Source organism: Streptomyces lincolnensis (assembly GCF_021173675.1).
Classification (GTDB): domain Bacteria; phylum Actinomycetota; class Actinomycetes; order Streptomycetales; family Streptomycetaceae; genus Streptomyces; species Streptomyces lincolnensis_B.
The window spans coordinates 187,821-209,262 of record NZ_JAIHON010000018.1 but is presented as its reverse complement, the minus strand read 5'-3'; the positions used below and the strand labels follow the sequence as shown (position 1 = coordinate 209,262).

The window sequence follows — 21,442 nt, the reverse complement described above, 5'->3', positions numbered from 1 at the left end:
ACACGGGGAACGCGGCGGAGTACGAGGGCTGGAAGGAAGGCGCTGATCTTGGGCAAGGTCGTGCTCGTGACCGGAGTGGCCCGTCAACTGGGGGGCCGGTTCGTACGACGGATCCAGCGTGACCCGGAGGTGGAGCGGGTCGTCGCCGTGGACGCCGTGCCCCCCGAGCACCATCTGGGCGGGGCGGACTTCATCCAGGCCGACATCCGGCAGCCCGGCATAGCGCGGGTGCTCGCGGAGACGTCCGCCGACACGGTCGTCCACCTGGACGTGACCGCCACCGCGCTGGGCAGCGGCAGCCGGACCCTGGTCAAGGAGACCAACGTCATCGGCACCATGCAGCTGCTGGGCGCCTGCCAGAAGTCGCCGACCGTGAAGCGTCTGGTGGTCAAGTCCAGTACGAACGTCTACGGGTCGGCGCCCCGGGATCCCGCCGTGTTCACCGAGACGACCCCGCCGAAGTCCCTGCCCAGCGGCGGCTTCGCCAAGGACACGGTCGAAGTCGAGGGGTATGTGCGGGGGTTCGCCCGCAGGAGGCCGGACGTCGCGGTGTGTGTGCTGCGGTTCGCCAACATCCTGGGGCCGACCGCGGAGACGCCCCTGGTCTCGTACTTCTCGCTGCCCGTCCTGCCGACGGTGTTCGGCTACGACCCCCGGCTCCAGTTCGTGCACGAGGACGACGTGATCGACGTGCTGCGGATCGCCTCGCACGATCCGGAGCGGGGCACGCTCAACAGCGGTACCTTCAACATCGCCGGTGACGGGGTACTGCTGCTGTCGCAGTGCTCACGGCGGCTCGGACGGCCCACCGTGCCCCTCCTGCTGCCCGCCGTCACGTGGGCGGGCTCGCTGGTGCGTACGCTGGGCATGACGGACTTCTCGCCCGAACAGATCCGGCTGCTCACCCACGGCCGGGTCGTGGCGACGGGCCAGATGCGTGACACGCTCGGGTTCCGGCCGAAGTACACGACGGCGGAGACCTTCGCGGACTTCGCCCGCAGCCGGGGCCCCGGGCTCCTGCCGCCGGAGGCCCTTGCGGGGGCCGTCGACCGGATCGCCGCGCTGCCCCTGGCGGGCAGCGGCCACCCCCCGACGACGAGCGCCAACTGAGGAGCGCATCAACGATGGCGGACGCCAAGGTCATTCCGTTCGACGACGACCGGAGCCGCGGGGGTGCCGTGCAGCGCCCGCCGCGGCGCCGGAGTGCCGGAGGCCGGCGCAAGAGCACGGAATCCTCGCTGGTCCGCGAGGTCCAGCCCCTGCCCAGCGGGCCGTCCGCGCAGGATGATGTTCCTGTGACACATGAGGAACAGCCGCCCGAGAAGCCCCAGGCCGGCGGTGGCCTGGAGCAGCGCATCGCGGGCGGTCTCGCCTTCCTGCGCCGCCGCCTCACCGGTGACTACGAGGTCGACGACTTCGGCTACGACGAGGAGTTGACCGACCAGGTCCTGATGTCCCTGCTGCGGCCGGTGTACGAGAAGTACTTCCGGGTCGAGGTGAAGGGCGTCGAGAACATCCCGTCCGAGGGCGGGGCGCTGATCGTCGCCAACCACTCCGGGACGCTTCCGATGGACGGCCTGATGTTGCAGGTCGCCGTCCACGACCATCACCCCGCGGGCCGGCATCTGCGGTTGCTCGCGGCGGACCTGGTCTTCATGCTGCCGGTGGTCAACGAGCTGGCCCGCAAGCTCGGCCACACCCTGGCCTGCGCGGAGGACGCCGAGCGGTTGCTCGCGCAGGGCGAGGTGGTCGGGGTGATGCCGGAGGGCTTCAAGGGCATCGGCAAGCCCTTCAGCGAGCGCTACAAGCTCCAGCGGTTCGGCCGCGGCGGCTTCGTCTCCACGGCGCTGCGGCAGGGCACCCCGATCATCCCCTGCTCGATCGTCGGGGCCGAGGAGATCTACCCGATGATCGGCAACGCCCGCACGCTCGCCCGGGTGCTGGGGTTCCCGTACTTCCCGCTGACGCCGACCTTCCCCTGGCTCGGCCCCCTCGGCGCGATCCCGCTGCCCACCAAGTGGACGATCCAGTTCGGCGAGCCGATCCTCACGGACGGCTATCCGCCGGAGGCGGCCGAGGACCCGATGCTGATGTTCAACCTCACCGACCAGGTCAGGGAACAGATCCAGCACACGCTGTACAAGCTTCTTGTGCAGCGGCGGTCGGTGTTCTTCTAGGTCTTCTTCCGGTACGTCGATGGGGGCGCCCCTTGTAGGAGGGGCGCCCCCATCGACGTACCGGAGAGGCTAGTTCGTGTCCTCGCCCTCGATGCCGAGGCCGGGGAGGAGGCCCGGGAGGAGCGGGGGGACGGTGACGTCGGGTTCGGTGGTGGGGGAGCTGGGGGTCGGCGCCGAGGGGATGGTGTCCTTCGGTGGGTCGAGGAGGCCGCCGGTGTTGCCGCCGAGCAGGCCGTCGCTCTCGCTGCCGGAGCCGGCCGAGTCGCTCGGGCCGTGACTGCCGGTGCCCTCGCTGTCGGACGAGCCGCCGCTGCCGACGCTGGGTGCCGAGGAACGGCCGGAGCCGGTCGACGTGTCGGAGGAGGCGGGTCCGGAGCCCTGCCGCTTGCCGCCGCCACCGCTCTGGGCGGGGGGTTGCGGGAGGAGGGACTGGAGCGGGGCGACCTCTTCCTCTATGGCGTCGAACACCGACGACACCTGCTGACTGACGTCGCCGAGCTGGACGGGCAGCCGCTCGCGGAGCGCGCCCCAGGCGTCGCGGTGCGAGCGGGAGAAGTTGTCGAGGGCCTGGATCGGGCCGAGGGAGTCCGGGTCGGCCTCGTAGGCCGCGGTGAGCAGGCGGTGGCCCTCGGACGCGTCGTGCTGCATGCCGGACAGGGCGCGGCGGATCTCGCCGAGGGACTCGTGGTCGAGGTGGCCGCCGCGGTCGCGCTCCATGAGCCGACGGGCCTCGCTGAGGCGGGTGGAGGCCTGGTCGAGATAGGCCACGCCGCGCTCGTCGTCCCCTTCGGACAGATAGCTGAGCTTGAAGTTCTCGATGCCGCGCTTGAGGCCGTAGAGCGAGTCGCCGGGCAGCGCGTCCGAGCTGGCGGCGGCGACTCCGCCGAAGGCGCTCGCGGCGACACCGACGCTCAGTCCGCCCGCGGCCAGGCCCTTGGTGAGCCGGGAGCGCGGTCGGAACTTCCCCAGTGGGCTCGCCCGGTGTGTGCCCCGGGCCCGCGAGGAACGCTGCTCGGGCACGGAAGGATCCGCCGCCGGGCCTCCGGGTGCCGTGCCCTCCAGCAGCATGGCCTCCATCGCGGCCACCAGCTGGGCCCTTTGGACGACCTTGACCTCGGGGTCCAGCTGTGGCTTGGGCAGCTCGCCGAGACACTCCGCGAGGGCCATCAGCCGACCCGGCTCGGTCTGGTCCGCAGCAGCCGGGGACGGTGGTGGTCCGTCGGACTGCTCGGCCGCCGTGTCCCGGTCGGACTGCTCCTCCAGAGCCTGGGCGAAGGCGTTCGCCCGCCGGTGCGCCGATACATTCGCGATCACTGGCGGCACCTCCTCTCGTCATGACGGTCGACTCCCCAGGGGGTCCTGAGGGTTGCACGCCCTGACCACAAGCACACGATCGAGTGATCGAAGTCGGCCAGGGAGTGACCACAGGGAGCCTGCATCCCGCACAACGAGTGGCGCGGCACTTGGGTTACGGACGGCGGATGATCGGATCGGGAAGCCAACGGACTTTCACTGACGGCTAGTTGACGATTACCGAGTGTGTCCTGTCAGCGGGCGTCGTCCGGGAGGAGCCGGGCGAGCGTGCGGACGGCTCGGTACTGAAGGGTCTTGATGGCGCCCTCGTTCTTGCCCATGACACGGGCGGTCTCGGCGACGGAGAGGCCCTGGAGGAAGCGCAGGGTCACGCACTCCTGCTGCTGCGGGTTGAGCCGTCGCACGGCTTCGAGGAGGGCGGCGTTCGACAGGGACTCCAGGACGGAGTCCTCGGGGGAACGTTCGACCTCGTTGGCGTCGAGCATCTCGCCGGTGGTGACTTCCAGACGGAAGCGGCTCGACTTGAAGTGGTCGGCGACGAGGTTGCGGGCGATGGTCACCAGCCAGGCGCCGAAGTCACGGCCCTGCCAGGTGAAGGTGCCGATCCGGCGCAGGGCGCGCAGGAACGTCTCGCTCGTCAGGTCCTCCGCGGTGGCCTTTCCGCCCACCCGGTAATAGATGTAGCGATAGACGGTGTCGCTGTACTGGTCGTAGAGGCGGCCGAAGGCATCGGCCTCGCCGGCCTGGGCGCGCTCCACGAGATCCATCATGCGGGCGCTGTCGCTGTCGGCGGCGGGGCGGCGGGCGGTGGTTGCGGCACCGGTCGAACGCCCTCGTCTTCCGACGGCGGCGCTGCCGTCGGCGAGCGCGTAGCACGGGCCGACGGGGGTGGTGGCAACGGCGAGGGCAGGGACGGCGTACGCGGTGGGGACGAAGCCGCGCAACAGGTCCTGGACCGTTGCGCGCAGCGTAGCCAGGCCCGAGGCGTCAACCCCGACGTGTGGGTACACGGGACTCCCAGAGGCAGAGCTTCCATCACGTGCAGTGCGGAACCGTTCACCCGTCGTAGCGACGGAAGGGGATCCGGATTGCGTCTGAGGAGAATAACGCTTAGTGCAGGCACTGCTACACGCAGTTGCTCAAATCATCGATTACGTCGCTTCTGTAACCGAATGACGGTCGATCAAGTACCGGTGCGTGATCGGGTGTTGATCGAAAAGGTGCGTGTTCCGTCCCTGTCCGGGGCGTGTTGTGGCCGTGTGCAGCCAACGTGACTGGACACGGGCGTGTCGGGGTATGGCCCGGGGATTGGCCGGGTCGTGCCGTAGGTGACCTGAAGTGATGCCGGTATTACCGGCGGCGCTTGTGCAGGGCGATCGCCGCGGCCGTGCCGCCCGCCACCGCGCCGACGCCGGCCGCCGCCGGGATGCCGACCTTCGCCGCCTTGCGGGCCGTGCGGTAGTCGCGCAGGCGCCACTCCAGCCGGCGGGCGTGCTTGCGCAGCTTGGAGTCGGGGTTGATGGCGTAGGGGTGGCCGACCAGGGAGAGCATCGGGATGTCGTTGTGCGAGTCGCTGTACGCGGCGCAGCGGGACAGGTCCAGGCCCTCCGCCGCCGCCAGGGCGCGGACGGCCTCCGCCTTCGCGGGGCCGTGCAGCGGTTCGCCGACCAGCTTGCCCGTGTAGACGCCGTCGACCGACTCGGCGACCGTGCCCAGGGCGCCGGTCAGGCCGAGGCGGCGGGCGATGACCTGGGCGATCTCCACCGGTGCCGCTGTGACCAACCACACCTTCTGGCCGGCGTCCAGATGCGCCTGGGCCAGGGCCCGGGTGCCGGGCCAGATGCGCTCGGCCATGTACTCGTCGTAGATCTCCTCGCCGATCGACTGGAGTTCGGCGACGCGGTGGCCCTGGACGATGGAGAGCGCGGAGTCGCGGGCCTCCTGCATGTGCTCGGGGTCCTCGACGCCGGCCAGCCGGAACCACGCCTGCTGCCAGGCGAACTTCGCGAGGTCGCGGGTCTCGAAGAACTTCCGCTTGTACAGGCCCCGCCCGAAGTGGAACAGGGCGGCGCCCTGCATGACGGTGTTGTCCAGGTCGAAGAAGGCGGCGGCGTGCGCGTCGCCCTGCACCGGGAACTCCGGTTCCTCACCGGAGACCGGAACCGGAACGTCCTGCGAGGACTTGCGGGCTGCCTCCGCCGAGGCCTCGCCTGCCAACACACTGCGCGCCGTGGCGGAGCGCCTACGGGGGGTGAGCCATCCGAGAGCGGCCATGGCGTGAGCATAGCCAGTTTGTTCGGTGGTTCCGGAGTCGAGAGGTTTGGAGGATGTGAACTCTCCGCGGCCGAGCCGTTAAACAGGCGGGAGAATGGCCGACATGACCCCCATCTTCCGGCGCCAGGCCTCCAGGGCCCCACAGGACCGACTGGTCACTCTGATCCGCAAACCCGGCTGCCATCTGTGTGACGACGCACAGTCGGTGGTGGAGAGGGTCTGCGGTGAGCTGGGCGTTCCGTGGGAGCCGAAGGACATCACCGAGGACCCTCAACTGCACGACCAGTACTGGGAGCAGATTCCCGTCGTCCTGATCGACGGGGAGCAGCACACGTTCTGGCGCGTGAACGAGGAGCGGTTGCGCAAAGCCTTGGCTTAGGATCGATGGCGACTTGGTCTCGGGGGCGGGGATCGTAGAGGAGAGTGTGCGGTTTTGCCCCCGAGAGAAGAGGAACGGTTGTGCCTGTGCGCCGGTTCCGCATCAGTGCGCCGGGGGCGCGTGACCCCGGTCACGTTGGCCGGGCAAAACGGACACCATCTTTGTGCACGCGTTCACAAAGACATAGCCTGCTTTCGACGGGGCGGTCCGGGGACGTATGACCGCCTGCAGCCCCGCTCTACCCGCAGGAGCACCGTGGCAACTGGCCGAACTCACCGACCGGCGACCCGTAGCCGAGGGATTCCCGAGGCCACCGTCGCCCGTCTTCCGCTGTACCTCCGTGCCCTGACCGCGTTGTCGGAGCGCTCGGTCCCCACCGTCTCCTCCGAGGAGCTCGCGGCCGCCGCGGGGGTCAACTCCGCGAAGCTGCGCAAGGACTTCTCGTACCTCGGCTCCTACGGGACGCGCGGTGTGGGCTACGACGTGGAGTACCTCGTCTACCAGATCTCCCGCGAGCTCGGCCTGACCCAGGACTGGCCGGTCGTGATCGTCGGTATCGGCAACCTCGGCGCCGCCCTCGCCAACTACGGCGGGTTCGCCTCCCGCGGATTCCGGGTCGCCGCGCTCATCGACGCCGATCCGGCGATGGCCGGGAAGCCCGTCGCGGGGATTCCGGTGCAGCACACCGATGAACTCGAGAAGATCATCGACGACAACGGTGTGTCCATCGGTGTCATCGCGACGCCCGCCGGCGCCGCCCAGCAGGTCTGCGACCGGCTCGTGGCCGCCGGAGTCACCTCCATCCTGAACTTCGCGCCGACCGTGCTGTCCGTGCCGGACGGCGTCGACGTGCGCAAGGTCGACCTCTCCATCGAGCTGCAGATCCTCGCCTTCCACGAGCAGCGCAAGGCCGGCGAGGAGGCCGCCGCGGCCGCCTCCGACGGAGCGGGGCCGGTCGCCGCCGCGCGCGGCGAGTCCGAGTCCGCCGACAAAGGGCCCGACGGGGACGTACCCGCCGTGATGCCGGCATGAGTCTCCTCGTCGTCGGGCTGAGCCACCGCAGTGCCCCGGTCAGCGTGCTGGAGCGGGCCTCGCTGAGCGCGGACGCCCAGATCAAGCTGCTCCAGGACACGGTCGCCGCCGAGCCGGCCACCGAGGCCGCGGTGCTCGCCACCTGCAACCGCATCGAGCTGTACGCCGACGTGGACAAGTTCCACGCGGGTGTCGCCGAGCTGTCCACGCTGCTCGCCCAGCACAGCGGGGTCGGGCTCGACGAGCTCACTCCCTATCTCTACGTGCACTACGAGGACCGGGCCGTCCACCATCTGTTCTCGGTGGCCTGCGGGCTCGACTCGATGGTCGTCGGCGAGGGGCAGATCCTCGGGCAGATCAAGGACTCGCTGGCCAGGGCGCAGGAGCTGCACAGCGCCGGTCGGCTGCTGAACGACCTGTTCCAGCAGGCGCTGCGGGTCGGCAAGCGGGCGCACTCCGAGACCGGGATCGACCGGGCCGGGCAGTCGCTGGTGACCTTCGGACTGGAGCAACTGGCTCTGGGCGGGGACGTCCAGGACTGGGCACGCGGCAAGAAGGCCCTGGTCATCGGCGCCGGATCCATGTCCTCGCTGGCCGCGGCCACGCTGGCGCGCGCGGGGGTCGCGGAGATCGTCGTCGCCAACCGCACGGCCGACCGGGCCGAGCGGCTCGTGGAGATCCTGAACGAGGGCGCGGCCTCCTCCGGCGGGGGCCTGGTGGCCCGCGCGGTGACGATGGACGCGGTGTCGGACGAACTGACACGTGCCGATGCGGTGGTGTCCTGTACGGGGGCCACCGGGCTTGTCCTGACTGCTGAGGCTGTGGCTACGGCTGTGTCGGGGCGGGTCGGTGTCGATGGGCCCGGTGCCGGCCGGGGGTCGGACGCGCAGTCCGGCGCTTACGGGGTGCCGCCTCTTCGTGGGGCGGGAGCCGGCCAAGCGGCACGGCTGCCCGCGGCCGGCGCGGACGACGAGAACTGTCCGCTCGATCTGAATTCCGTTCAGGCCACCGCCGGGTTCTCCGTGCTCGGCGAGGCCGCCGTGGCCGGGATGGCCGCCTCCGACCTCGAACAGCACGCGGCCTGGGTGGACAACGCCCCCCGGCCGCAGACGTCCACCCGCGCGGAAGCGGTGACCACCCTCGATCCCGCCGAGGAGGCCGACGCCATCGCCGCGCTCGCGGCCGCGGCGGCCACCGTCGGGCGGATTCCCGAGCGTCGTAGGCCCGAGCCGGTCGCCGAGATCCCGCGGCCGCGGCCCGTGCTCTTCCTGCTCGACCTCGCCATGCCGCGCGACATCGACGCGGGCGCGCACCGGCTCGCCGGGGTGCGGCTCGTCGACATCGAGTCGCTCGCGGACGCTTCCGCCGACGCGCCGATGGCGGCGGACGTCGACCAGGTCCGCCGTATCGTCGCCGACGAGGTCGCCGCCTTCGGGGCGGCGCAGCGGGCCGCGCACATCACGCCGACCGTGGTCGCGCTGCGCGCCATGGCCGCCGATGTCGTCGCGAACGAGATCGCCCGGCTGGACGGGCGGCTGCCCGAGCTCGACGACAAGCAGCGCGGCGAGATCACCCAGGCCGTGCGGCGCGTGGTCGACAAGCTGCTGCACGCGCCGACCGTACGGGTCAAGCAGCTCGCGGCCGAGCCCGGCGGCGCCGGGTACGCGGACGCGCTGCGCACCCTGTTCGATCTCGACCCCGAGACGGTGGCCGCCGTCTCCCGTGCCGAGGACAGCACAGAGAAGAACGGCAAGAACCGAGGGCCGGCATGACTCAGAAGGCATTGAGGCTCGGGACCAGGCGGAGCAGACTCGCCATGGCCCAGTCCGGGCAGGTGGCGGACGCCGTGAGCCAGGTGACCGGACGGCCCGTCGAGCTCGTCGCGATCACCACGTACGGCGATGTGTCCAAGGAGGCGCTCGCGCAGATCGGCGGCACGGGAGTGTTCGTCACCGCCCTGCGGGAAGCGCTGCTGAAGGGCGAGGTCGACTTCGCCGTGCACTCGCTGAAGGACCTGCCGACCGGACAGCCGGACGTGCTGGCGCTGGCCGCGATCCCCGAACGCGAGGACCCGCGCGACGTCATCGTCGCCCGCGACGCGCTGAAGTTCACCGACCTGCCGCGCGGCGCGCGCATCGGTACGGGTTCGCCGCGGCGCATGGCCCAGCTGAACGCGTACGCGCGCGGCCACGGGCTGGACATCGAAACGGTACCGATCCGCGGGAACGTGGATACCCGGATCGGATTTGTACGCGATGGTGTGCTCGATGCCGTCGTGCTGGCCGCGGCCGGACTCAATCGGATCGGTCGTGGTGATGAAGTGACTGATTTTCTATCGGTCGACACGGTTTTGCCCGCTCCCGGCCAGGGAGCACTCGCGATCGAATGTGCCGCGGACAACGCGGACCTGGTCGCAGCGCTCGGCGAACTCGACGACCCGTTCACACGGGTCGCCGTGACCGCCGAACGGTCACTGCTCGCCGCCCTGGAGGCCGGTTGCAGCGCCCCTGTGGGCGCGCTGGCCGACCTTCTGGCCGACGGGCAGATTGTCAAGGAAATGCGCCTGCGCGGCATAGTCGGCACGACCGACGGCACGCGCACGGTGCAGCTGTCCACCACCGGTCCCGTGCCCGAGACGTACGACCAAGCAATGGCGCTCGGCCGTGAACTCGCGGCCGAGATGCTAGCCCAGGGCGCGGCCGGTCTGATGGGGGAGCGAGCACAGTGAGCCCCACCACCCTTCCCGTCGCCGGTCCTGAACACGGGCACGTCACCTTCCTCGGTGCCGGACCCGGGGATCCGGGACTACTGACTCTGCGCGCCGTCGAGGCGCTGGCGAACGCGGACGTTCTCGTCGCCGGGCACGAAGTGCTCGACGTCGTACGTACGCATGCCAGGTCCGGTGTCGCCGTGGTGAACACGGATGCGGATCCCGCGGGTCGCCCCGCGGATCTTTCCTCCGGTCCCACGCCGGGCACAGGCGCGCCTCAACTAACGGTTGTTGACGGTGCGTCAACAACCGCTGGCGTCCCCGCCGTGCGGGATGCCGCACATCTTGTCATGGAGGCCGCGCGGGGCGGCAGGCGGGTCGTCCGTGCGGTGTCCGGGGACCCCGGACTCGACGCGTACGCCGCCGAGGAGATGCTGACCTGCGCCCGCGCGGGGGTGCCTTTCGAGGTCGTTCCCGGCGTCGCCGCCGCGGTCGGCGTGCCCGCGTACGCCGGTGTGCCGCTGCGCGACGCGCAGGGGGCCGACGTCCGGTTCGTCGACGGGCGGACCGCGTCCGACCGGTGCTGGACGGAGGTGGGGGCGTCGGACGGGACGGTGGTCGTGTCCACGACCCTGGATTCCGTCGCGGCCGCGGCCGGTGAGCTGGTCGCCGCCGGGCGCAAGCCCGACACTCCGTTGACCGTGACCGTCGCCGGTACCACCACGCGGCAGCGGACCTGGACCGCCACGCTGGGCACCATCGCCCAGACGCTGAAGCAGGCCAAGGTGCTGCCGTCCCCGGACGGGGGCCGGCCGGTGATAGCCGTGGTCGGTGAGCGGTCCGCCGCGGCTCAGCGTGAGCAGCTCTCGTGGTTCGAGTCCAAGCCGCTTTTCGGCTGGAAGGTGCTCGTGCCGCGCACCAAGGAGCAGGCGGCCTCGCTCTCCGACCAGCTGCGGTCCTACGGGGCCGTGCCGCACGAGGTGCCGACGATCGCCGTTGAGCCGCCGCGGACTCCGCAGCAGATGGAGCGGGCGGTGAAGGGGCTGGTGACCGGGCGGTACGAGTGGATTGCCTTCACGTCGGTCAATGCTGTGAAGGCCGTGCGGGAGAAGTTCGAGGAGTACGGGCTTGATGCTCGTGCCTTTGCCGGGATCAAGGTCGCGGCGGTGGGGGAGCAGACCGCTAAGGCACTGGTCGCGTTTGGTGTGAAGCCGGATCTGGTGCCCAGTGGGGAGCAGTCGGCTGCGGGGTTGTTGGAGGACTGGCCTCCTTATGATCCTGTTTTCGATCCGATCGACCGGGTTTTTCTGCCTCGGGCCGATATCGCCACGGAGACGTTGGTGGCGGGGCTTATCGAGCTCGGGTGGGAGGTCGACGACGTCACGGCCTATCGGACCGTGCGGGCCTCGCCGCCGCCGGCCGAGACGCGGGAGGCGATCAAGGGGGGTGGCTTTGATGCCGTTCTCTTTACGTCGTCCAGTACGGTGCGGAATCTGGTGGGTATCGCCGGTAAGCCGCACAACGTGACCGTGATCGCGTGTATTGGGCCTGCTACGGCCAAGACTGCCGAGGAGCATGGGCTGCGGGTGGATGTGATGGCTCCGGAGCCGTCCGTGCACAAGCTGGCCGAGGCGTTGGCCGACTTTGGTGCGCGGCGGAGGGCTGCGGCTGTGGAGGCGGGGGATCCCGTTACTCGGCCCAGTGAGCGGCGGCCGGGGGCTCGGCGGCGGAGGACCACTACCTGAGGTTTGGGGCGGGGCTGATTTGGTTGGGTCCGGTCTGGCGTGGTCTGGGCGGGCCTGGTCTGGGCGGGCCTGGTCTGGTCTGGTTCTACGTCGGGGTGACTGTGTGGCCGTAGCGGAGGAGGTTTTCCGGGTCGTACGTCGACTTTGTGTGGCGTAGGCGGTCGTAGACCTCCGGGGTCCAGGCTCGGGCTCGGTCGGACTCGTCGCCCGGGGTGCCGTGCAGGTTGACCATGGTGCGGCCCGTGCCGTACGGGGCCATGGCCGTGTTCAGGGCTGTCGTGGCCTGTTCCACGGCTTCTGCCATGGGGGGTGCGGCCAGGACGCCCACCGCCTCCAGGAGGTAGGCGGCGTCCCGGGCGCAGACCGCGTCCTCCGTGGCGGCCGGGCGGGAGAGGGCGCCGCCCATGTGGCGGATCTCCACCAGGAGGAGCGGGACGTCGGTGGCGTGTGGGCCCACCTGGTCGAGGAATGCCGTGATCGCTTCCGGGGGGAGGTCGCGGAGCAGCGTGCAGGACTCTCGGGCCGGGAGGGGGTCCTGGGGGTCCATGTAGATGCGGTCCACCGCCGCGTAGTCCATGTCCTCGACCGTGTCGATCGCGACGGGGGCGGCTGCGCGGAGCGGGGCGAGGAGGGTTTCGCCCTCGGCGGTGTCGCCGGTCCACGCGAGGCAGACCCTTGCCCAGAAGCCGCCTCGGAAGGGTTCGGGGATCTCTGGGAACGGGGGGAGGCGGAGGATGCTGAACGTGCTGTTCATCTCCGGGGGGACTGTTGTCGTCCAGTCCGCCCAGGTGGTGAGGAGGGCCTCCGCGTTCTCGCCCTCGGTGTAGATGCCGCCGCCGAGGATGCGAGGGAGGGGGAGCAGGTCGCAGGTGAGTTCGGTGACTATGCCTACGTTGCCCTTGCCGCCCCTGAGGGCCCAGAAGAGGTCGGGGTTCGTGGTGTTGTCCGTGTGGTGGAGGGTGCCGTCGGGGGTGACGACCTCGAAGGAGCGGACCAGGTCGGCCGCGTAGCCGTAGGTTCGGCCGAGGACGGGGAGGCCGCCGCCGAGGGTGTAGCCGACGACTCCGGCGTCTGTGGAGGAGCCGTTGAGGGTGGCGAGGCCGTGGGGGGTGGCCTTGTCCAGGACGTGCCGCCATTTCGCGCCCGCGGCGATGGTGGCTGTGCGGGTCGACTCGTCTATGCGTACGTCCGTCATGCGGGACGTGGTGATCAGTAGGCCCTGTTCTATGGGGTAGTTCGCGCCGTGGCCGGTGGCCTGGACGGCGACGGGGGTGTGGGTGGCCGAGGCCCAGCGGAGGGCTGTGACTATGTCGGCCGTGTCCGTCGCTCCGACGACCACGTCCGGGGTGTGCAGGGCGGCCAGGTTGAAGCCGGTGACCTCGTCGGCGTAGCCGGCTTCGCCGGGGTGGAGGACGGGGCCGTGGATGTCGGTGAGGGGGGTGTGCGGGGTGGGGTGTGGGGCGGTCATCGCGTCCTCCCGGGGCGCCGGGGTGGTTGTTCTTTCAGCTTGGACCTCGGTGGGGGGTGGCGCATGTGCGGATGCCTGCGGCGCGCTGTGCGGCCCCGGTGGGGGCGGATGTAGCGCCTACGGGTGTGGGGTGGGTCGGGGCCGGGTCGGGGGGTCTCCGTCCTCGGTCCGGCGGAACTGTGTCTCCGGGTAGTACTGCGTGTCGGACGCCGGCCGCTGCGGGCGGACACCCCCCGCCCCGTCCCCTCACCGCCGTGGGCGACCACTTCATCCGCCGGGCGACCGTCCTCACCTCAGGGGCGCGGGGAACTGCGCGACCAGCCGCAACGGGCCTGTAGACGCCCTACGACCTTCTGTGGCACCCCCATAGGCGCACGGCAACCCCACCCACCCGCACCCTCACACCGCACCCCCAGCGGAGCGCACCGCACCGCACCGGGGCCGACGATGCGTCGGCAAAGGGGGGCGCAGGGCGGGCGTAGCGTAGGTGGTATGACGACGTACGGTTCCTTTCCCGGTGCGCGGCCGCGGCGGTTGCGGGTCAGTCCTGTGATGCGGCGGATGGTCGCGGAGACGAGGCTGCATCCGGCCGACTTCATCCTTCCGGCGTTTGTGCGGGAGGGCGTGTCGGAGCCGGTGCCGATCGCTGCGATGCCCGGGGTGGTGCAGCACACGCGGGACACGTTGAAGAAGGCGGCGGCGGAGGCTGTGGCCGCGGGGATCTCCGGGATCATGCTGTTCGGCGTGCCGGAGGAGGACAAGAAGGATGCGGTCGGGTCGGCGGGGACCGATCCCGAGGGGATTCTTCAGGTGGCGATCCGGGATGTGCGGGCGGAGGTCGGGGACGAGCTGTTGGTGATGTCCGATCTGTGTCTGGACGAGACGACGGATCACGGGCACTGCGGGGTGCTGGACGCTCAGGGGCGGGTCGACAACGACGCCACGTTGGAGCGGTACGCCGAGATGGCGCAGGTGCAGGCCGATGCCGGGGCGCATGTGGTGGGGCCCAGCGGGATGATGGACGGGCAGATCGGCGTGATCCGGGACGCTCTCGATCAGATCGGGCGGGAGGACGTGGCGGTGCTTGCCTATACGGTCAAGTACGCTTCCGCGTTCTTCGGGCCGTTCCGGGAGGCCGTCGGGTCTTCGTTGAAGGGGGACCGGAAGACCTACCAGCAGGACCCGGCGAATGCGCGGGAGTCGATGCGGGAGTTGGCGCTGGATCTGGAGGAGGGCGCCGACATGGTGATGGTCAAGCCGGCCGGGCCCTACCTGGATGTGCTGGCGCGGGTCGCGGACGCGGTGGACGTGCCCGTCGCCGCTTATCAGATCTCGGGTGAGTACTCGATGATCGAGGCCGCCGCGGAGAAGGGCTGGATCGACCGGGACCAGGCGATCCTGGAGGCGCTGACCGGGATCAAGCGGGCCGGGGCGCAGAACATCCTGACCTACTGGGCCACCGAGGTGGCGCAGAAGCTGCGTTAGGGATGTGCCGGGGGCCTCGGCTGCTCCGTGGTGTGGGGGTCCTGGGGTGTTCTGAGGGTCGTGGCGGACGGGCCCTCGTCTCGCAGGCCCTCGCCGTCCTCGCACCCGGTGAGGGTGAGTGCCGCGAGGGCCGCCGCGGTGGCGGCGAGCAGTCGGAGGCGGGCGGGGCGTGCGGGCATGGGGTGGACCTCTCGGTGGGTGGGAGTGGTGACTCCACCCTGGGTGGTGGGGTGGGTCGGGTGCCAGCGTTGAGGGTGGATTCGGGACGGTGTGGGCCTTACCAGTGGTTTGACCTGGGGTTATGGCGTGTCCCGGGGTGAGTGGTCGGGACGCGGGACGGTGTTGTTCGGAGTGGGGCATCTTCAAGTGGCACTGGGCGTTAGGTTGTTGGCCCATGGTTGTCAGTTGAATGACTGGAGACGCCGATGTCCGGTGACGCCCTCAGCCTTGATCCCGCCGAGCTGAGAAGGAGGATCGACACCACCAAGGCGCACCCCGCGCGCGTCTACGACGTCTTCCTCGGCGGCAAGGACAACTACCCCGTCGACCGGGCGGCGGCCGCCGCCGCGCTCGCCGCCAATCCGCGCGGCTATCTCGACGTACGCCACAACCGGGACTTCCTGCGGCGGGCCGTCACCTCCCTGGCGCGGGAGGACGGGATCCGGCAGTTCCTCGACATCGGGACCGGGCTGCCGACCGCGGAGAACGTGCATCAGATCGCGCAGCGGATCATTCCCGACGCGCGGGTCGTGTACGTCGACAACGATCCGGTGGTGCTCGCGCACGCGCGGGCCCTGCTCACCAGTGGGCCCGAGGGGCGGACCGACTACATCGACGCCGACTTCAGGAATCCGGCGCAGATCCTGGAGCAGGCCGCCAAGACCCTCGATCTCGATCGGCCGGTGGCGTTGTGTCTCGTCGCCCTGCTGCATTTCGTGGAGGACGAGGAGGCCTATCCGATCGTGCGGGAGTTGGTGGAGGCGCTGCCGTCCGGGAGCCGGCTGGTGCTGACCCATCTGACCGAGGATCTGAATCCCGAGAACATCCGGGCCGTGCAACGGACGTACACCGAGCGTGGGTTCACCTTTGTGCTGCGGTCGGCGGCGGAGGTGGAGCGGTTCTTCACCGAGAGCGGGCTGGAGGTCGTGGAGCCCGGGGTCGTACCGGCGCACCGGTGGCGGGCCGACGACGCGGCGCCCGTTCCGGAGCAGCCGGAGGGCTCGTATCTCGCGACGCTCGACGACATCGAGAAGGTGCGGTACGCCGACATCAACGACGTGACGGACGCCGACATCAATGTGTATGCGGCCGTGGCGGAGAAGGGCTGAAGTGGCGCACGCAGGCCTAGGTCCAAAGGCCTAGGGGGGTTCCGGCCGTGGATTGTGGGAGGGGGCGGCGGGGGCGCCTACGTTGTGGGGCATGTCCGATGACACGGTGGAATTCGATCTCGACGCCTACCTCAAGCGGATCGGTTGGGAGGGGGAGCGGCGGGCCGACGTGGGGACGCTGAAGGCTGTGCATCTGGCGCACATGCGGGGGATCCCCTTCGAGAATCTGGAGGCCCTCGGTGGCGGGGCGCCGTCCCTCGATCCCGCTGATCTGATGGCCAAGCTCGTTCACGGTCGGCGGGGTGGCTACTGCTACGAGCACAACACGCTGTTCTCGCTCGCCCTGGAGGCCCTCGGCTTCCGGGTGGAGGCGCTGCTGACCGCACGGGTCGTCCTGGGCGCCGAGACGGTGGAGAGCCGGCCGCGCACCCACATGGCGCTGCTCGTCGAGGTGCCGGGGGAGTCGCGGCCGTATCTCACCGACGTCGGGTTCGGGGCGATCGGGGCGCTGCTGGAGCCGGTGCCGCTGGTCGCCGGTGTCGAGTTCCGGGATGCCGGGCGGCGGCATCGGCTGGTGCACGTGCCGCATCGGGGGCCGCTGGAGATGTGGGTGCTGGAGGCCCACGACTCGGGCCTCGAGGGCTGGGTGGCGCAGTACGCCTTCACTCTGGAGCCGTTCGAGAAGCCCGACTTCGAGGTCATCAACTGGCACATCGCGACGAATCCGCGGTCACCCTTCGCGCAGAGCCTGTACGTCCAGCACCTCAGCGCCGAACGGCATCTGCTGCTGCACGGCCGCCTCCTCACCGAGACGCGGGTCGACGACGGGACGGTGAGGGAGCGGCAGGTGGCGGAGGACGAGGTCGAGGTGCGGCGGTTGTTGGAGGAGGAGTTCGGGATCGTGGCCCCGGAGGGGGCGGTGTTGTAAGGGGCTGTTCCGCGGCCGGTTCCGCAACGGGCGTGGTGGGGTGTCAGTCCCACCAGAAGTGCCACGCCGGTTGGTTGAGGAGTTGGTGTTCGGCGTACTCGGCCAGGGTCGTGTCGCTGCCCTGCCAGATGGTGTCCGGGCAGAAGGCGAAGTGCTCGGCGGCGAGGGCCTGGGCGTCGGCGGGGGTGGTGGGCGGGGCCGCTACGGAGACCAGCAGGTGGTCGAAGCCGAGCGCCACGACCCGTATGCCGTAGCGGTCCTCCCAGGAGCGCAGGACCGCCGAGAGACGGGCGGTGTCGCCCTCGTGGTTCATCGGGCCCGTCCAGCCGATCGCCGTGGGGATGTCGGCGCTGCGGCGGGCCGGGACGAGGGCGAGGCGGGGGTCCTTGAGCGGGCCGTCGGCCAGGAGGGAGTCGGCGATCGCGGCGGCCACGGTGTCGGGGTCGTCGTCCCCGGCGGCTTCGGGCTCCTCCGCCAGGCCGGGCCATTCCTCGCCCTCCGCGGCGGACGCCTCCCAGAGGTCGGACAGGACCTCCTCGGCTTCGTGGTCGCCGGGGTAGGACATCTCGCCCGGCATCAACTCCCAGCTCTCCGGGGTGCCTTGGGAGCCGCCGGCCTCGATCGTCACCGGGAGCAGGCCGAGCGCGCGCGGGGCGTGCCGCAGGGCGTCCCAGGTGCCGGGGGCGGCCTCGTCGTCGGCCAGCCACAGCAGCGGCTCGTGCCACGGGCCCTCGTCCGTCGTGTCGACCAGCCGGCCGGGCGGGAGTGCGAGACCGAGGGACGCGAGCCTCGGCAGCGGGTTCGGAAGTGTCGCCATGCCGGTGACTTTAGGGGCAGCCACTGACAACGGGTCCGGGGGTGCTGCCGGAGCTCGCGCCGGTACGGCCGGGGCCGCCTCGGCCCTGTCCGTCAGAGACGCTCGGGCGTCCTGATGCTCAGCAGTGCCATGCCCTTGTGGAGGGTGCGGGCCGTCATGTCGCACAGGAAGAGGCGGTTCTCGACCTGGGCCGGGGAGTCGGCCTTGAGGACGGGGCACCTGTCGTAGAAGGACGTGTAGAGGGACGCCAGTTGGTAGAGGTACGCGGCCAGCTTGTGCGGGGCGTACTCCGCGGCGGCCTCGAAGACGGTGTCGCCGAAGGCGTCCAGGTGCAGGCCGAGGGCGCGCTCCGCCTCGTGCAGGTCCAGCTCCGGGTGGGCGGTCGGCTTCGTCTCGCCGGCCTTGCGGAGGATGGACTGGATACGGGCGTAGGCGTACTGGAGGTAGACGGAGGTGTCGCCGTTCAGCGAGACCATCTGGTCCAGGTCGAACTTGTAGTCCCGGCTGGGGGACGTGGACAGGTCGGCGTACTTCACCGCGCCGATGCCCACCTGCGCCGCCCGCTCCTGGATCTCGGCCTCGCTGAGGTCCTGCGCCTTCTCCCGTACGACCTCGGCGGCCCGCTCGACCGCCTCGTCCAGCAGATCCTCCAGCTTCACCGTCTCGCCCTCGCGCGTCTTGAACGGCTTGCCGTCGGCGCCCAGGACCGTGCCGTAGCCCATGTTGTGCGCGGTGACCTCGTCGCTGAGCCAGCCCGCGCGGCGGGCCGTCTCGAAGACCATCTTGAAGTGCAGCGACTGGCGTACGTCCACGACGTAGAGCAGCGAGGTGGCGTGCAGGCCGGTGACGCGGTCGCGGATCGCGGAGAGGTCGGACGCCGCGTAGCCGAAGCCGCCGTCCGCCTTCTGCACGATCAGCGGCACGGGCTGGTCGTCCTTGCCCCGGATCTCGTCGAAGAACACGACGAGCGCGCCCTCGGAGCGGACCGCGACGCCGGACTCCTCCAGGAGCCGCGCGGTCTCCGGCATCATGTCGTTGTACGCGGACTCGCCGACGATCTCCTCGTCGCGGATCTCCATGTCGAGCTTCTCGAAGACGGAGTAGAAGTAGACCTTCGACTCGTCCACGAACTGCTGCCACAGTTCCAGGGTCTCCTTGTCGCCCGACTGGAGGGCGACGACCCTCTTGCGGGCCCGCTCCTTGAACTCCTCGTCGGAGTCGAAGACCGCGCGGGAGGCCTTGTAGACGCGGTTCAGGTTCGACATGGCCTGCTCGCCGTCGACGGCGTCGGCCGGGGCCAGCTCGCCGGGGTGCTCGAACAGGTACTGGATGAGCATGCCGAACTGGGTGCCCCAGTCGCCGATGTGGTGCCGGCCGATCGTCCGCTCGCCGGTGAAGTCGAGCATGCCGCGCAGGGCGTCGCCGATCACCGCGGAACGCAGGTGGCCGACGTGCATCTCCTTCGCCACGTTCGGCTGGGCGTAGTCGACGACCGTGATGCCCGGCTTCTCCTTCGGCGGCACGCCGAGGCGGTCGGCGTCCGCGTACCGCGCGGCGAGGGTCTCGGTGATCGCCCGGTCCGCGATCGTGATGTTCAGGAAGCCGGGGCCCGAGACCTCGATCTCCTTGATCACGTCACCCGACTCGACCCGCCCGACGACCTGCGTCGCCAGCTCCCGCGGGTTCGCCTTGGCCTTCTTGGCGAGGGCCAGGATGCCGTTCGCCTGGAAGTCCGCCCGGTCGCTACGTCGCAGCAGCGGATCCGCGGAGTCGGCGTCCGGCAGAGCGGCCGTGAGGGCCGCCGCGAGACGCTGCTGGACGGAGTCGCTGAGGGACGTGACCGAGGTCATAGGAAGGGGTGCCGTTCTCCTCGTGGGGATCGATAGACACGGCCAGTATCCCATGGGGGGTAAAGCGGTTTTCCCGGGCGCGACGCGGTCTGGGAGAATGGGGCCACCATCAATGCCTTGAGTAAAAGAGGACGTGCCGATCGTGGCTCAGAGCACCGAGACCACCGACTGGGTCTCCCGTTTCGCGGATGAGGTCATCGAGGAGTCGGAGCGTCGGGCCCCGGGCAAACCCGTCGTCGTCGCGTCCGGGCTCTCGCCGTCCGGACCCATCCACCTGGGGAACCTGCGTGAGGTGATGACCCCGCACCTCGTCGCCGACGAGGTCCGGCGGCGTGGGCACCAGGTCCGGCACCTGATCTCCTGGGACGACTACGACCGCTACCGCAAGGTGCCGGCGGGCGTCCCCGGAGTCGACGAGTCGTGGGCCGAGCACATCGGCAAGCCGCTGACCTCCGTGCCCGCCCCCAAGGGCTCCGCGCACGCCAACTGGGCCGAGCACTTCAAGGCCGCCATGATCGACTCGCTCGCCGAGCTCGGCGTCGAGTTCGACGGGATCAGCCAGACCGCGCAGTACACCTCCGGGGTCTACCGCGAGCAGATCCTGCACGCCATGAAGCACCGCGGCGACATCGACGCGATCCTCGACCAGTACCGGACCAAGAAGGCCCCCGCCGCCGCGAAGAAGCAGCAGAAGCCCCTCGACGAGGCCGAGCTGGAGGCCGCCGAAGGGTCCGGTGCGGCCGCCGAGGACGACGGCTCCTCCGGGTCCGCCGGCTACTTCCCGTACAAGCCCTACTGCGGCAACTGCGAGAAGGACCTGACCACGGTCACCTCCTACGACGACGGCACCACCGAGCTGTCGTACACCTGCAACGCCTGCGGCTTCGCCGAGACCGTCCGGCTCAACGAGTTCAACCGCGGCAAGCTGGTCTGGAAGGTCGACTGGCCGATGCGGTGGGCGTACGAGGGAGTCGTGTTCGAGCCCAGCGGGGTCGACCACTCGTCCCCGGGGTCGAGCTTCCAGGTGGGCGGCCAGATCGTCGGGATCTTCGGCGGCAAGCAGCCCATCGGGCCGATGTACGCCTTCGTGGGTATCAGCGGGATGGCGAAGATGTCGTCCTCCAAGGGCGGGGTCCCCACCCCCGGGGACGCCCTGAAGATCATGGAGCCGCAGCTCCTGCGCTGGCTCTACGCCCGCCGCAGGCCCAACCAGTCGTTCAAGATCGCCTTCGACCAGGAGATCCAGCGGCTCTACGACGAGTGGGACAAGCTCGACGCCAAGGTGGCCGACGGGACCGCCCTCCCGGCCGACGCCGCCGCGCACTCCCGCGCGGTGCGCACGGCGGGCGGTGAACTGCCGCGGACGCCGCGGCCGATGCCGTACCGGACGCTGGCCTCCGTCGCCGACATCACCGCCGGGCACGAGGACCAGGCGCTGCGGATCCTCAGCGAGCTCGACCCCGCCGACCCGCTCGCCTCGCTCGACGCGGTACGGCCGCGGCTCGACAAGGCCGAGGCATGGATCAACACGCACGTGCCCGCCGACCAGCGGACCATCGTGCGCGACGAGCCCGACGCCGAGCTGCTGAAGTCCCTCGACGAGGCGTCCCAGCAGTCGCTGCGGCTGCTGCTCGACGGGCTCGCCTCGCACTGGTCCCTCGACGGACTGACCCACCTCGTGTACGGCGTGCCCAAGGTCCAGGCCGGCTTCTCCGCCGACGCCACGCCGAAGGAGCTGCCGGCCGAGATCAAGACCGCGCAGCGGACCTTCTTCGCCCTGCTGTACCACCTGCTGGTCGGGCGGGACACGGGGCCGCGGCTGCCCACGCTGCTGCTGGCGGTGGGGCAGGAGCGGGTGCGGGCCCTGCTCGGGGAGTAAGCCTGTTCTACGACGATGGGGGCGCCCGGTGTTCGCCGGGCGCCCCCATCCTCGTA

The 21,442-nt window shown here is 70.4% G+C and carries 18 protein-coding genes; 11 read left to right on the top strand and 7 right to left on the bottom strand.

Features of this window, described 5'->3' with window-relative positions; translation table 11 throughout:
• Nucleotides 1-48: 48 nt before the first annotated feature.
• Entirely contained in the window at nt 49-1,110 is a 1,062-nt protein-coding gene (locus K4B79_RS40935) for an NAD-dependent epimerase/dehydratase family protein (RefSeq protein WP_232032509.1), read from the top strand.
• A 14-nt stretch (nt 1,111-1,124) separates the two neighbouring features.
• Nucleotides 1,125-2,177, top strand: coding sequence for a lysophospholipid acyltransferase family protein (locus tag K4B79_RS40930; RefSeq protein ID WP_232032508.1), 1,053 nt, complete (start codon nt 1,125-1,127; stop codon nt 2,175-2,177).
• Between the two features lie 69 nt (nt 2,178-2,246).
• Here K4B79_RS40930 and K4B79_RS40925 read toward each other — a convergent pair whose 3' ends face one another.
• From K4B79_RS40925 to K4B79_RS40915, 3 genes are all read right to left on the bottom strand, one after another.
• On the bottom strand, nt 2,247-3,491 hold the full coding sequence (locus K4B79_RS40925) for a DUF5667 domain-containing protein (RefSeq protein WP_232032507.1): 1,245 nt from the start codon (nt 3,489-3,491) through the stop codon (nt 2,247-2,249).
• Nucleotides 3,492-3,724: 233 nt separating this feature from the next.
• A complete protein-coding gene (locus K4B79_RS40920; RefSeq protein ID WP_067437585.1) occupies nt 3,725-4,501 on the bottom strand; it encodes an ECF subfamily RNA polymerase sigma factor, BldN family in 777 nt (258 codons plus the stop codon).
• Between the two features lie 340 nt (nt 4,502-4,841).
• Nucleotides 4,842-5,765 (bottom strand): HAD family hydrolase, encoded by a 924-nt coding sequence (locus tag K4B79_RS40915; RefSeq protein WP_232032506.1) that lies wholly within the window; start codon nt 5,763-5,765, stop codon nt 4,842-4,844.
• A gap of 94 nt (nt 5,766-5,859) precedes the next feature.
• On the opposite strand from K4B79_RS40915, the gene K4B79_RS40910 reads away from it, so the two are divergent.
• From K4B79_RS40910 to K4B79_RS40890, 5 genes are all read left to right on the top strand, one after another.
• Nucleotides 5,860-6,144 carry a glutaredoxin family protein gene (locus K4B79_RS40910; protein ID WP_232032505.1) on the top strand — a complete coding sequence of 95 codons (285 nt, stop codon included), beginning with the start codon at nt 5,860-5,862 and terminating at the stop codon, nt 6,142-6,144.
• A gap of 255 nt (nt 6,145-6,399) precedes the next feature.
• On the top strand, nt 6,400-7,176 hold the full coding sequence (locus K4B79_RS40905; protein WP_232032504.1) for a redox-sensing transcriptional repressor Rex: 777 nt from the start codon (nt 6,400-6,402) through the stop codon (nt 7,174-7,176).
• Nucleotides 7,173-8,948, top strand: a complete 1,776-nt coding sequence (locus K4B79_RS40900) for a glutamyl-tRNA reductase (protein ID WP_232032503.1) — start codon at nt 7,173-7,175, stop codon at nt 8,946-8,948. The genes K4B79_RS40905 and K4B79_RS40900 overlap by 4 nt, the downstream gene beginning before the upstream one ends.
• Nucleotides 8,945-9,904 carry a hydroxymethylbilane synthase gene (gene hemC, locus K4B79_RS40895; protein ID WP_232032502.1) on the top strand — a complete coding sequence of 320 codons (960 nt, stop codon included), beginning with the start codon at nt 8,945-8,947 and terminating at the stop codon, nt 9,902-9,904. The genes K4B79_RS40900 and hemC overlap by 4 nt, the downstream gene beginning before the upstream one ends.
• On the top strand, nt 9,901-11,631 hold the full coding sequence (locus K4B79_RS40890) for a bifunctional uroporphyrinogen-III C-methyltransferase/uroporphyrinogen-III synthase (protein WP_232032501.1): 1,731 nt from the start codon (nt 9,901-9,903) through the stop codon (nt 11,629-11,631). The genes hemC and K4B79_RS40890 overlap by 4 nt, the downstream gene beginning before the upstream one ends.
• 85 nt (nt 11,632-11,716) lie before the next feature.
• Here the strand turns inward: K4B79_RS40890 and K4B79_RS40885 are convergent, their stop codons facing one another.
• On the bottom strand, nt 11,717-13,099 hold the full coding sequence (locus tag K4B79_RS40885) for an FAD-binding oxidoreductase (protein ID WP_232032500.1): 1,383 nt from the start codon (nt 13,097-13,099) through the stop codon (nt 11,717-11,719).
• A gap of 492 nt (nt 13,100-13,591) precedes the next feature.
• On the opposite strand from K4B79_RS40885, the gene hemB reads away from it, so the two are divergent.
• The gene (gene hemB / locus K4B79_RS40880) at nt 13,592-14,584 is read left to right on the top strand and encodes a porphobilinogen synthase (RefSeq protein WP_232032499.1); all 993 of its coding nucleotides are present in this window, start codon (nt 13,592-13,594) and stop codon (nt 14,582-14,584) included.
• Here the strand turns inward: hemB and K4B79_RS40875 are convergent.
• On the bottom strand, nt 14,581-14,763 hold the full coding sequence (locus K4B79_RS40875) for a hypothetical protein (protein ID WP_232032498.1): 183 nt from the start codon (nt 14,761-14,763) through the stop codon (nt 14,581-14,583). The two genes, hemB and K4B79_RS40875, sit on opposite strands and share 4 nt — an antisense overlap.
• 246 nt (nt 14,764-15,009) lie before the next feature.
• Between K4B79_RS40875 and K4B79_RS40870 the strand changes: the two genes are divergently transcribed.
• Together K4B79_RS40870 and K4B79_RS40865 are read left to right on the top strand one after the other, a co-directional pair.
• Complete coding sequence (locus tag K4B79_RS40870; protein WP_232032497.1) at nt 15,010-15,912, top strand: SAM-dependent methyltransferase; 903 nt, start codon at nt 15,010-15,012, stop codon at nt 15,910-15,912.
• 91 nt (nt 15,913-16,003) lie between these two features.
• A complete protein-coding gene (locus K4B79_RS40865) occupies nt 16,004-16,840 on the top strand; it encodes an arylamine N-acetyltransferase family protein (protein ID WP_232032496.1) in 837 nt (278 codons plus the stop codon).
• A 43-nt stretch (nt 16,841-16,883) separates the two neighbouring features.
• Here K4B79_RS40865 and K4B79_RS40860 read toward each other — a convergent pair whose 3' ends face one another.
• Entirely contained in the window at nt 16,884-17,657 is a 774-nt protein-coding gene (locus K4B79_RS40860; RefSeq protein ID WP_232032495.1) for a DUF4253 domain-containing protein, read from the bottom strand.
• A gap of 92 nt (nt 17,658-17,749) precedes the next feature.
• The gene (argS, locus tag K4B79_RS40855; protein ID WP_232032494.1) at nt 17,750-19,507 is read right to left on the bottom strand and encodes an arginine--tRNA ligase; all 1,758 of its coding nucleotides are present in this window, start codon (nt 19,505-19,507) and stop codon (nt 17,750-17,752) included.
• 133 nt (nt 19,508-19,640) lie between these two features.
• Between argS and lysS the strand changes: the two genes are divergently transcribed.
• Nucleotides 19,641-21,386 (top strand): lysine--tRNA ligase, encoded by a 1,746-nt coding sequence (lysS, locus tag K4B79_RS40850; RefSeq protein WP_232032493.1) that lies wholly within the window; start codon nt 19,641-19,643, stop codon nt 21,384-21,386.
• The last annotated feature ends 56 nt before the right edge of the window (nt 21,387-21,442 follow it).